The sequence below is a fragment of the Celerinatantimonas diazotrophica genome, from assembly GCF_004339545.1.
GTDB lineage: Bacteria > Pseudomonadota > Gammaproteobacteria > Enterobacterales > Celerinatantimonadaceae > Celerinatantimonas > Celerinatantimonas diazotrophica.
In genome coordinates, this window is record NZ_SMGD01000017.1 from 29,997 (window position 1) to 42,098 (window position 12,102).

Sequence of the window (12,102 nt, forward strand, 5' to 3'; positions counted from 1 at the left end):
ACCATTTTTCCTTCCCATAATCGCTATTATTCCAGAATTTAGCGCTCTTAAGAATAGCTTCAAGTGTGATAGTTGTCACCTAAATAGAATATTTTATTCCATAGAATCGCTCTTAGTCCCATTTTCCCAAGAGATGCAGTTATGAGCATTGATTTAAGCCGTCTGGTCACCGAAAGCCGTAATCCGGCGAGTGTCGAGATTGATACCTTATCGACGCTGGCGATGTTAGAAGTCATCAATCAAGAAGATCAGAAAGTCGCTCTGGCGGTCAAAGCGGTACTTGCGCAAATTGCTCTGGCTGTTGATGAAATTACCCGAGCTTTCGCTGAAGGTGGACGCTTGATCTATATGGGGGCTGGCACATCTGGCCGATTGGGTATTCTGGATGCCAGTGAGTGCCCGCCTACTTATGGTACGTCGCATGAACAGGTGATCGGACTGATTGCTGGTGGGCATCCGGCGATATTGAATGCTGTGGAAAATGCCGAGGATAATCGTGAACTCGCTAAGTCTGATCTGCAATCGCTTCATTTGAGTGCACGTGATGTGGTTGTAGGGATCGCTGCGAGTGGCCGCACGCCTTATGTGCTAGAGGGGTTGGCTTATGCGAACAAGATTGAGGCGATGACGGTGGCTGTTGCTTGTAATCAGGAATGTCCGATGGCTGATGTTGCGAAAATCGCGATTCTGCCAGTTGTGGGGCCGGAAGTCGTAACGGGGTCTTCGCGCATGAAAGCGGGCACGGCACAGAAACTGGTTCTCAACATGCTGACCACCGGTGCGATGATTCGCAGCGGTAAAGTATTTAGTAATTTAATGGTCGATGTCGAAGCCTCGAATGCCAAGCTGATTCAACGCCAGGTCAATATTGTCATGGAAGCTACAGGCTCTTCTGCTGAAGATGCCAAGGCCGCGCTTAATGCTTGTAATCGTCACTGCAAAACCGCAATTTTGATGATTCTCTCAGGGTTGGATGCTCAGCAAGCCGCCAGCAAATTACAGCAGCATAATGGATTTATTCGCGCTGCGCTTAACGACGAATAAACTCTTCAGGTTCCTAAGGAGTGCGTTATGGCAAAAATTAGCCAAACAATGATATCGCAGATTCTATCCGGCGTCGGTGGTCCTAGCAATGTGATTCAATGTGGTAATTGCATGACCCGATTGCGCCTGAGTCTGGTTAACAATGACGCTGTTGATCAAGCCGCTATCAAACAGATTCCCGGGGTGATGGGGGTGGTAGACAGTCATGAGCAGTTGCAGATTATTTTAGGGCCTGGTAAAGCGCAGCAAGCCGCCGAGCTGATGAACCAGCTAATAGACAGCATCACTCATGGAACGGCGTTGCCCATCGACGAGGCGCCGGGATCTGAGGACCTTTCAGCGATAGCGGCAACGCAGAAAAAGCAAATGAAGAGTAAGCAAACCAGTGCAGTTCAGCGGTTTTTGAGTAAGTTTGCCAACATCTTTACGCCATTGATCCCAGGATTTATTGCGGCAGGCCTGTTGCTGGGCTTTGCTACCTTGTTGGATCAGGTTTATGTGCTGGGGCAATCACCCAGTCAGTTTATGTTGGAACTGACTGCTTATATGAAGGTATTCAGTAAAGGGTTATTTGCATTTCTCAGTATTTTGATTGGCTACAACGCCCAACGAGAATTTGGCGGTTCAGGTGTCAACGGCGCAATTCTCGCGTCTTTGTTTGTGCTGGGTTATGACCCCCATGCAACTTCGGGAATTTATTCGGGGATGAGCGACTTTTTTGGCTATACCATCGACCCTCGAGGGAACATTATCGGCGTATTATTAGCTGCAATTATTGGTGCACAGGTGGAACGTAAAGTGCGCGAATATATGCCGGACGATCTCGATATGATCTTAACGTCAGTGGTGACACTACTGGTTATGGGAGTGGTGACTTATGTGGTGATCATGCCGATCGGCGGGGAACTGTTTAAGGGGATGTCGTGGTTATTTATGCATCTCAATGATAACCCGTTGGGGGCAGCGCTTCTGGCTGGATTGTTCTTGATCGCCGTAGTGTTTGGGATTCACCAAGGTTTCGTCCCGGTGTACTTTGCGCTCATGCAAGCTCAAGGTTTTAACTCTTTATTCCCGATTTTGGCAATGGCTGGGGCTGGACAGGTTGGCGCGTCATTGGCGTTATATGTTAAAGCAAATAAAGGTGCAGTTTTACGAACGCAGATCAAAGGCGCAATTATCCCAGGGATCCTTGGTATTGGGGAGCCGCTGATATATGGCGTGACGTTACCTCGGGTTAAACCTTTTGTAACGGCCTGTTTTGGTGGGGCCGCCGGAGGGTTCTTTATTGGGCTTGTCTCTTATTTGGGGTTGCCCGTTGGGTTAAACACGGTATTTGGTCCATCAGGGATTGTGGCCATTCCGCTGATGACCTCCAACCGCGGTATCTTTGCCGGCATGGCAGTGTTTGTTGCTGGTTTGATAGTCTCTTATATAGCGGGGTTCTTGGCGACTTACTTTGTGGGTAGTAAGAATGTAGATTTAAGCTGAGCCATCTTGCTCTTGAGCGGCAAGGTAATAGCGAATGAACTTAGTAAGCGGTACAGAGTATTCAACATGTGTTTAATTTGCTCAAAATTCAACCTCAAACGGCAACCCTCCTAATTGGTCTGTCTTGCCATTACATGATGGATTAATAAAGCTCTTAAATCCCTTCAGAAATTATTCTGCGGGGATTTTTAGTTGCAACTAAATGTGTCCAGCAGCGCTGATTGGCTCTAGCCTTGATAAGGTGTGCCATCTATTTATTTTATTAAATATATCAATAAATGGTTGCTAACTCATCGATATATCGAGGGAGAGGATTAGCATAGCGCGAGTTGTGGTAAAAAGTTTAAATCAAAGATAAAGTCTACCCCTTCTCTAATCATGTAAAAGTTCACACAAGATTTTTCCACATCTATCAACCTAAAGATTATCTGGAGTAGTATCTAGGGCTGAAATACTATAAAGGAGAAAAATAAGGAAAAAAATAATTAAGGAGGAGCTGATGAATCATAAGCTGTTTGATGTACTGAAGTTGTTGAGAGATGATTGCTATCAGTCTGCTAAAGATATTGGGAGAAAAATAAATACAAGTGAAAAAACAGTCAGGAATAGAATTAAATTACTCAATGATGAGTTATACGAACACGGTGCGGTTATCTCTTCAAAGCCCAATATGGGGTATATTTTAACTATTTACAATAATGTCATTTTCTCTCAATATCAACGTCGATTTTTTTCGGATATTACACATCCTAGAACACCAGATGAAAGAGTTGTTTTTTTGTTATCATTTTTAATCGCTAAAAAAGATTATATAAAAATAGATGATATTTGCGATAATATTTTTGTGTCAAGGAATACCCTTAGCTCTGATATAAAAAAGGTTGAAATCATTTTAAATGATTATCAGTTGGTTATTAATCGGCGACCAAATTATGGAATTATTATCGAAGGTGAAGAAATTCATAAAAGAATGTGTATTTCTGAACAAATAATAAATAGACAATTTAACGTATTAGAATTTAATCTATCACATAGTTGTATAAAATCAATCAGCAAGATTGTTGTAACTACTCTTATGAGTAAATACATCGAGATTTCTGAATCCTGTCTGGATGATCTGGTCGAGCATATTTTTATTTCTCTGGAAAGATTTAAAAATGGGTTTGAGATTGTTAATATTGAGAACTTTTCTCGTGAGGAAAATGCTGAGCTATTGTTAGCTGCGCGTGAAATATCGGATTGTATTGCGACCGAATTTAATATCTACCTTTCAAAAGAGGAAGTTGAATATTTATCTTTGCTATTGTCAGCAAAATTGCCCTCCAGTGCGTATAAAACAAATAATAATCTAGTGATATCAAAAGAAATAGATGATTTAACAAGTAAAATGTTCAAAGAAATTCTTGATTCACACAACATCAATTTGTTCCAAAATTTTGATCTTAGACTATCAATTAATAAACACTTAGTTCCCTTCGACTTAAGAATAAAATATGGCATTCCCGCAATAAACCCCTTAAAGCTGGAAATTATTAAAGAGTTACCTTTTGCTTTTACTTTAGCGAGTACTGCGAGCTTGGCACTATCTATTCACTATGGCAGTAAAATTAGTGAAGATGAAGTAACTTATTTTGCAATGTTAATTGAACTCGCCTTAGATAAAAGTAGGAAGGGAGGGGTAAAGAAAAATATTGTTATTGCTTGTTCCTCAGGCAAAAGTACGAGTCAACTTATTATAAGAAAATATAAAAGTGTCTTTGGGGATTACATCGATAAAATATTTGAATGCCCCTCTTATAAACTTGCTAATTTTGATTTTGTGGGAAATAAAATTGATTATGTTTTTTCTACTGTGAAGATTGATATAGATATTCCAGTGCCCATCGTTGAAGTGAGCCATTTCTTAGAAAGTAAAGAGATTGACTTATATACGGATATGTTTGAAAAGGATAGCATCGTAACCACATTTTATAGAAGCGAGCTATTTTTTAATGATATTAATGAAAAAAGTAAAGAAGATGTCATAAAGCGGTTATGTGAGCTCGCATCTGAGTTCATTCAGATACCTGAAAAATTTATCGATTCAGTCAGAAAGAGGGAAGAGCTCGGACAAACTGATTTTGGGAACCTAGTTGCGACTCCTCACCCATATAAAATTATCAGTGATCAGGACTTTGTAATTGTTGGAATACTTAAAGAACCCATTTGGTGGGGTAAAAACTACGTTCAGGTTGTTCTATTGATTTCAGTGTCATCAAAAGAGAATGAAGCCCAAGAAATATTCTATGCGAGAACAAGTCGTTTTGTATTTGATGAGAATGCAGTCAAACAATTAATTGATAATCCGTCATTCGATAATTTTATCTCTCTCTTGTAACATCACCGAAAATTTCCACATTAGAAAGGGAAAATATCTAAATAGAGTTTTTCTATGGTCTATTTATTATGTAATTATAATTAATAGGAGTGATTGATGGATATATCATTAGAAGATATTGTAACTGAGTTGGTTGTGAATGGCGGATTAGCAAAAAGTAAGTCTATCATGGCGATCCAATGTGCCAAAAAGGGCTTGTTCTCGGATGCTGAAACCTGTATTAAAGAAGCAAATAAAGCACTATTAAAAGCTCATCAATTTCAAACTCATCTACTTCAAGAAGAAGCAAATGGAAACCACCTCTCAAATGTTTCCTTAGTTATTGTTCATGGTCAAGACCATTTAATGAATGCGATTACATCTCGTGATCTCGCAATTGAGATGATCGATATGTATAAATTAATTCATAGTAAATAAAGGTGATTAAAATGATTAATATAGTATTGATTTGTGCTGCTGGTATGTCGACTTCTATGCTGATGCAAAAAATGAAAGATAGTGCAAAAAAAAGGAACCTAGATATTAGTGTTTTGGCGATGCCTGAAGGAAGGCTAGATACACATAAGGGGCAAATAGACATATTACTTTTAGGTCCACAAATTATTTATCTAGAAGATAAAATTCGTGAAATATATGAAAAAAAAGGCGTTAAAGTTGCTGTGATTGATATGGTTGATTACGGCAGCATGAATGGTGATAAAGTTCTGGATGATGCGCTTTTATTATTAGAATAATTCCATTTACCTCACCCTACATATGGTAATGTTATGAATATTAAAAATAATAATACATTAATAAAAAATGTAAATAAATATGTTAATAAAATTCAGAGAAGTCAATTTGTAAATGGTATTACAGGTGGCATGATGGCTGCCATGCCGATTACTATCTTAGGTGCCTTTGCCGCATTGTTTCTACATTTACCCATCGATGGCTATAAAGAATTTATCGCTTCATCGGGTATAGAAACAGCGCTCAAACTCATCGTTACATTCACAACTAACTTTTTAGCAGTGATATTTTGTGTCTCGATTGCCGGGAGTTATGCCAAACAACATGATGAAGATCCATTATTCTGTGCAATATTAGCATTTATCTGTTTTTTCATCGTGACACCGATGACTATTTCTTCTGGTAGCGTGCCTGTCATTAATATGAAATGGTTAGGTGGATTTGGCATTTTTACCGGGATTGTCGTCAGTATTGTCTCTACCCGACTGTATATCTACCTAAGGCTTAAAGGCTTCACCATAAAAATGCCGAGTAGTGTGCCACCGGTTGTTTCCGATAGTTTTAGTAGTTTAATTCCCGGATTCGCATCGATTATATTTTTTACAGCTGTTTCTGTTATTTTCAAATTCACTTCTTTTGGTAGTATTCATCAGTTTGTTTATTCATTTCTGCAAATACCTTTAGAAGGGGTTGGTGGTAATATTGTATCCATTATTATCTTATGGACATTTGCTCAGCTGCTTTGGTTTGTGGGTATCCATGGCACACTCGTTATTTACTCGGTTGTTCTTCCTATATTTACCGCAATGGACGCGACGCAACTTTCCGCATACGCAGCAGGAACCGCACTTCCTCATATTACTGGTCGTGCTTTTGTGAGTACCTATACGATGTCCGCGAGTGCCATTGGCTTTACTCTTTTAATGATGTTTGCCTCCAAAAGTCAGCGTTATAAAAAAATGGGTAAGCTCACAACTATACCCGCATTATTCGGTATAAGTGAGCCTTTGGTATTTGGTACACCGCTGGTCTTTAATTTCCGTTTCTTTATTCCGTTCATCTTTTTAAATGCTGTTTGTTTAGCCATTGCTTACTTTGTTACATATATTGGCTTAGTCCCAAGAGTGGCCGGTATTACACCAATGGCAGGCATGCCGATTATATTAAACGGAATTATGGAAGGAAGCTGGAAAATTGCAGTATTGCAGGTCTTTTTAGTGCTTTTACAAATTGTTTGTTGGTACCCATTCTTTAGAAAAGCTGATAATGAATCTTATCGTGAAGAATGTGAGGACGCGAAAAAGGAACAGAACGAGGATAGTATTTCCGATATGGAATCTTCTCGTTTAACAAAAGTAAACGAGGGAGAGTAAACCATGAAGAAATTATTGATTCCAACTTTGAGTGCTGTAATCGTCGCAATGTTATCAACTTCTGTTTTCGCCGATCCATATGACAGTAACACCGATTCATTACGATTACGTTTAAAGAATGATTTCCGCAAAGCGGAGCGCCCGAGTGCCGGCCCAAGTGGTGAAAATATCTATGCCTGGGTACAAGGCACGATGGTCGATTTAAACACTCACTATTTTAGAGACTTTGTCGGTGTGACAGCCAGTGCTTACAATGTTCACAAGTTAGGTGCTGATGGCTCAGAGAGTACCCGAGGTTATTTAAGAGGATACCACAGCTTTTCACTGACTCAGGCAGCTCTGAAATTTAAACTCACTGATGATCTCAACTTAAAGGTTGGGCGCTTTGGCACGGATAGCGGTTATGGCAGTTTACCTTATGATGTCCCGTTGATTTCGAGTAATTCGAACCGCACGATGCCAACGCTATCTCAAGGGGCTATTGTTCATTACAACCTCAACAAGAATGTAGAACTTTGGGGGATGTGGCGCCAGCGGGTGTTCCTTTGGACCGATGTTGCAACGGGTGTCCGGGATGAGGGGGTTTTTAACCCAAGTACCGGGAGTTATTCCAAGAAAGAGCCTCGGGCATTCTTAGCCGGTAGTTGGCACGACTCTCAAAATAGAGTTGACCTGGGCTATTCTTGGCAGAATGAAGTTTCTTCTCAAGCTGAGTTGAAATATCAAAGAGATGACACTTTGAGTAACGGCAGTCATATACGTTATCAATTCCTGACTCTGAATGCTTCATTAACTGGTTTATCCAAAGAAGCAAGTTATCACAATAATACTCAAGTCTATTCAGGCAAAGTGACTTATTCCAATTCCAAGATAAGTTATTTTGGTGCGCTAGGCTACGTTAGCCATGTATTAAATAATATCGGTACTAATGTGAATACAGATATTGGTTATGTCGGAGATCTGAGTATAGATAGGAATAGAGAGAACATGTATTCATTCCAAATCGGTGCTCATTATATTGTGAATAATAACTTCTCCGTAATGGTGGCTCCTTTAATGACTCATGGATATGTCGATCCTAGAAGAACAACTACGGTTAAAGGAAGAGCACTGTTGGGAGCTTTATTCTACAAAGTTAATTCTGGGCCACTTGCTGGATTGAAAGCTTTTATTGCATCTGATATCGCCAGAGAAAAACGTCATGGCGGCTCTTTAGGAGAGCACTTAGATTATTGGGATGTTAAATCTGGTATTCAGTATGACTTCAATCTGTAAATATAAATTTATCTCTTGCAAAGGCACATTATGTTAAAACCAATAGAAAATAGAGCTCGAGAAACAAAATTACTCGACGGTTTATGGGACTTTAAATTAGATTCTTCTAACGTCGGATATAAAGAAAGTTGGTATTCATCACCGTTTGAAAATAAATTGAAAGTTGCAGTACCTGGCAGTTTTAATGATCAATTCGCTGACGAGAAAATTAAAAACCATGTTGGTAATGTTTGGTATCAAACCGAAGTACAAGTACCACAAGGTTGGCACGCCAGACGTATTGTATTGAGATTCGATTCAGTCACCCATAAGGGAACGGTCTGGTGTAATGATACTTGTGTCGCCGAACACAGTGGAGGATATACACCGTTTGAGGCGGATATTAGTGAATTTATTGAAAGTGGCGAGCGTGTCCGGATTACTGTCTGTGTTAACAATGAATTGTCGTGGCAAACCATACCGCCGGGTGTGGTCGTGGAAAATAATGGTCGCAAGAAACAACATTATTTCCATGATTTCTTTAACTATGCTGGGATTCATCGCCATGTTTGGTTGTACTCGACGCCGAAAGAGTTTATTCATGATGTCTCGGTTGTCACTCGCGTCAATGACGATCATTCTCAGGGGTATATTGACTATGAGGTTCTGGCGGACGATGTTTGTGACTGTCAGTTAATCGATCATGCTGGACAAAAGGTGGCCGAAGGGAAAGGCAATCAAGGGACATTAATTGTGCAAACGCCTCGCTTATGGAATCCTGGCGATGCTTACCTTTATACGCTAGTCATCAGTTGTAAAGACGATCAGTATGAGCTGAGAGTCGGGATTCGGACCATTGCCGTAGAAAAAGATAAATTCTTGATTAACGGTAAACCATTTTATTTCACGGGCTTTGGTCGCCATGAAGATTCAGATTTTCGGGGTAAAGGTTTTGATAATGTGATGCTGGTTCATGACCATGCCTTACTGGATTGGATTGGGGCAAATTCTTATCGGACATCACACTATCCTTATGCGGAAGAAACGCTTGATTGGGCCGATGAGCATGGCATTGTGGTGATCGACGAAACGCCGGCTGTCGGTTTTAACGTCTCTTTGCCGATGTTAAGAAATTTTAAGCGGCCAGAAAAACTGTTTTGTGATGAAGCAATCAACAGCGAAACGCAACAAGCCCATCTGTCGGCGATTGAAGAATTAATCGCAAGAGATAAAAATCACCCCTGTGTTGTCATGTGGTGCATTGCGAATGAACCCGATGCACGTGAAAAAGCCAGCCGAGACTACTTTTTACCGTTAGTTTCAGCGACTCGGGAGTTGGATGCGTCCAGACCAATCTGTTGTGTCAATATCACTAAGTCTTCATTGCATGAAGATCAAATTTGCGATTTATTCGATGTATTGTGCCTGAATCGCTATTATGGATGGTATGAAAACCCTGCCGATTTATCAGAAGCCGAAACGGTTCTGGAGCAAGAGTTGCGGGCCTGGCATGAGAAGCATCAAAAGCCAATTATCATCACAGAATACGGGACTGATACCTTGTCTGGACTCCATTCTATTTATAACGAAATGTGGTCAGAGGAATATCAGTGCGATTTTCTAAATATGTACCATCGGGTGTTTGATCGCCTGCCATTTCTGGTCGGTGAGCAAGTCTGGAATTTTGCAGATTTTGCCACATCTCAAGGTATCGTTCGGGTCGGCGGCAATAAGAAAGGTATTTTTACCCGAGACAGACGGCCGAAATCAGCAGCTTACGTTTTAAAACAACGTTGGACGACCATGCAATATGGAGAGAAACCCTCATCTCAGTCATAAATAGATAGGAAAAAGATTAGGGTACGAGCCTTAGAAGAGTCACTCAACTTTTCTAAGGCTTTTTATTATATGCAGCATTTCCCCACTGCGATAGCCTACCAGATGATCGCTCACTGCGGTCTTGGGTCTGACACGGGGATGTTTGCCAAAGGTTTGATGCGCTCTATATTGCGACTCACTTTCAGGAGCGCCACCATTTGGATGCGCGCAGCATCACTGCAGCTACTCACTTTATGCGTTAATTGATCGTAGTAAATGACAATAAATGTGGTTTACTATGTTATCAATAAACGAAGCCATGGCTATTGCTTCCAGTTGCATTTCGGAGAGCTTTCATTGAAGTTTTTATTACTATTTGTTTCAGTTGTATTTTTTGGCAATGCGTTCGCTCAAGATGCTGTTTGCCTAACCGATAAAAAGCGCTTTTCCTTTCAGGGTGAAACGCTCATTGATCACCAAACACACCTCATTTGGAAACGCTGTAGTGAAGGTATGAGATGGAATGGCAGCAAATGTACCGGTGAGATTGCTCTGCTGAGTTTAACTGAAGCGAAAAGTGCTGCAAAAAAAGCAGGCGATGGTTGGCGTGTTCCCACTGCCGGAGAGTTATATTCTTTGCTCATAAACCCTTGTACCGGGAAAGCAACCCACAGCAAACTATTTACAGATATTCAGGATCTGGGTGAGAATTCAGCACCTTATTGGAGCTCATCAGCAGCTGAAGGGCTCCCTCATTTTTATTATTATATTGATTTTATACATGCTCGTGCGGATGCGCATTCTAGTGGCTTTGCTCTGGGAGCTCGTCTGGTCAAATAAGTGTTCATGCACCAAGTGAGATGAGGCTTGAGGAGTCAATCTTTGAGAAAGTTATGTATTGTGTGGCCATTTTGGATTGATAGATAATGCCAAGTCGCTGCTTGGTATGATTCGAATTCGCCACCATATCGAGAATGATTTTCTCGCTTTCGAGGCTGGACATGTTGGCTCAAATGTAATTAACAATATAATAAGCTGTTATATGCCTCAATCAGGAATTAATATGCTAGAAATATTACCTGCAAAAATCGAAGATTCAGAATTATTACTAACATTCATAAAAGAGTTAGCAGCATTTGAAAATTTTCCGTATGAAATATCAGTTACTAAATCGGATATTGAAAATAATTTATTTAAATCTAATCCTGATGCAGAAGCTATCATTTGTTACGTAAATAAAATAGCATGTGGTTTTGCTGTTTTTTATTATACATTTTCTACTACTACAGGAAGGCGTGGACTGCATCTTGATGATTTATACATTCAACCTGAATTACAAGGTCAAGGCATTGGAAAAAAAGTGCTTAGCTATTTATCAAAATTAGCAATCAAACAAAAATGTTCACGTTTTGAATGGTGGGCTTTAAAAACTAATGACCCAGCAATACAGTTTTATAAAAAAATTGGCGCAAAAAAACTAGATGAAATATGCGTATTTAGAATGGAGGAAATTGAAATCTCCAGACTTGCGTCAAAAGGCATATAACAAAGCCATTCCGGGGCGCTGCACGGTGGTTGATAATCCATGTAAAATTTGGTGTTAGTCATTTCTCGACGCCATTAAATTTCTAAGGAGTAAAGATGTCTCTCATCGCTAAGACCCCAAAGCCGCCATATTACGCGGTGATTTTTACATCACAGCGAACCGAAGATGATCACGGTTACGGCCCAATGGCGGCTCGAATGGTTGAATTAGCTGCAAAACAACCTGGTTTTTTAGGTATAGAGTCTGCACGGGAAGATGTTGGCATTACCGTTTCATACTGGTCTGATCTGGAAGCTATTAAGCAGTGGAAAGCGAATGCAGAGCATCAAGTAGCGCAAAAGCTAGGGCGTGAGCAATGGTATTCATCGTTTAAGACTCGTATATCGAAGGTCGAGCGCGACTACGGAATTTAAATAAATCAATGAATTTAACCTCACTGAATACGTGGCGTATCTCTCGCCTGCTTATAA

General features: G+C 40.3%; 12 protein-coding genes. All 12 read left to right on the forward strand.

Annotated elements, in window-relative coordinates:
- Positions 1 to 141 precede the first annotated feature (141 nt).
- The 12 genes from murQ to EV690_RS15875 all read left to right on the forward strand — a co-directional run bounded on the left by murQ (position 142) and on the right by EV690_RS15875 (position 12,045).
- Positions 142 to 1,044, forward strand: coding sequence for an N-acetylmuramic acid 6-phosphate etherase (gene murQ / locus EV690_RS15825; protein WP_131913993.1), 903 nt, complete (start codon positions 142 to 144; stop codon positions 1,042 to 1,044).
- Between the two features lie 27 nt (positions 1,045 to 1,071).
- Positions 1,072 to 2,532: a PTS N-acetylmuramic acid transporter subunit IIBC gene (gene murP, locus EV690_RS15830; protein ID WP_131913994.1), complete on the forward strand. Its 1,461-nt coding sequence runs from the start codon at positions 1,072 to 1,074 to the stop codon at positions 2,530 to 2,532.
- Between the two features lie 499 nt (positions 2,533 to 3,031).
- Complete coding sequence (locus EV690_RS15835) at positions 3,032 to 4,909, forward strand: BglG family transcription antiterminator (protein WP_131913995.1); 1,878 nt, start codon at positions 3,032 to 3,034, stop codon at positions 4,907 to 4,909.
- A gap of 96 nt (positions 4,910 to 5,005) precedes the next feature.
- Positions 5,006 to 5,326 carry a PTS lactose/cellobiose transporter subunit IIA gene (locus tag EV690_RS15840; protein WP_131913996.1) on the forward strand — a complete coding sequence of 107 codons (321 nt, stop codon included), beginning with the start codon at positions 5,006 to 5,008 and terminating at the stop codon, positions 5,324 to 5,326.
- Between the two features lie 11 nt (positions 5,327 to 5,337).
- Positions 5,338 to 5,643 (forward strand): PTS sugar transporter subunit IIB, encoded by a 306-nt coding sequence (locus tag EV690_RS15845; protein ID WP_131913997.1) that lies wholly within the window; start codon positions 5,338 to 5,340, stop codon positions 5,641 to 5,643.
- A gap of 33 nt (positions 5,644 to 5,676) precedes the next feature.
- Positions 5,677 to 7,014: a PTS sugar transporter subunit IIC gene (locus tag EV690_RS15850; protein ID WP_131913998.1), complete on the forward strand. Its 1,338-nt coding sequence runs from the start codon at positions 5,677 to 5,679 to the stop codon at positions 7,012 to 7,014.
- Between the two features lie 3 nt (positions 7,015 to 7,017).
- A complete protein-coding gene (uidC, locus tag EV690_RS15855; protein WP_131913999.1) occupies positions 7,018 to 8,289 on the forward strand; it encodes a glucuronide uptake porin UidC in 1,272 nt (423 codons plus the stop codon).
- 30 nt (positions 8,290 to 8,319) lie between these two features.
- A complete protein-coding gene (uidA, locus tag EV690_RS15860; protein ID WP_131914000.1) occupies positions 8,320 to 10,107 on the forward strand; it encodes a beta-glucuronidase in 1,788 nt (595 codons plus the stop codon).
- Between the two features lie 69 nt (positions 10,108 to 10,176).
- On the forward strand, positions 10,177 to 10,353 hold the full coding sequence (locus EV690_RS18285) for a hypothetical protein (protein WP_165872785.1): 177 nt from the start codon (positions 10,177 to 10,179) through the stop codon (positions 10,351 to 10,353).
- 90 nt (positions 10,354 to 10,443) lie between these two features.
- Entirely contained in the window at positions 10,444 to 10,926 is a 483-nt protein-coding gene (locus EV690_RS15865; RefSeq protein WP_165872786.1) for an Lcl C-terminal domain-containing protein, read from the forward strand.
- A gap of 223 nt (positions 10,927 to 11,149) precedes the next feature.
- Positions 11,150 to 11,632 carry a GNAT family N-acetyltransferase gene (locus EV690_RS15870; protein WP_131914002.1) on the forward strand — a complete coding sequence of 161 codons (483 nt, stop codon included), beginning with the start codon at positions 11,150 to 11,152 and terminating at the stop codon, positions 11,630 to 11,632.
- A gap of 95 nt (positions 11,633 to 11,727) precedes the next feature.
- Positions 11,728 to 12,045, forward strand: coding sequence for an antibiotic biosynthesis monooxygenase family protein (locus tag EV690_RS15875; protein WP_131914003.1), 318 nt, complete (start codon positions 11,728 to 11,730; stop codon positions 12,043 to 12,045).
- Positions 12,046 to 12,102 lie beyond the last annotated feature (57 nt).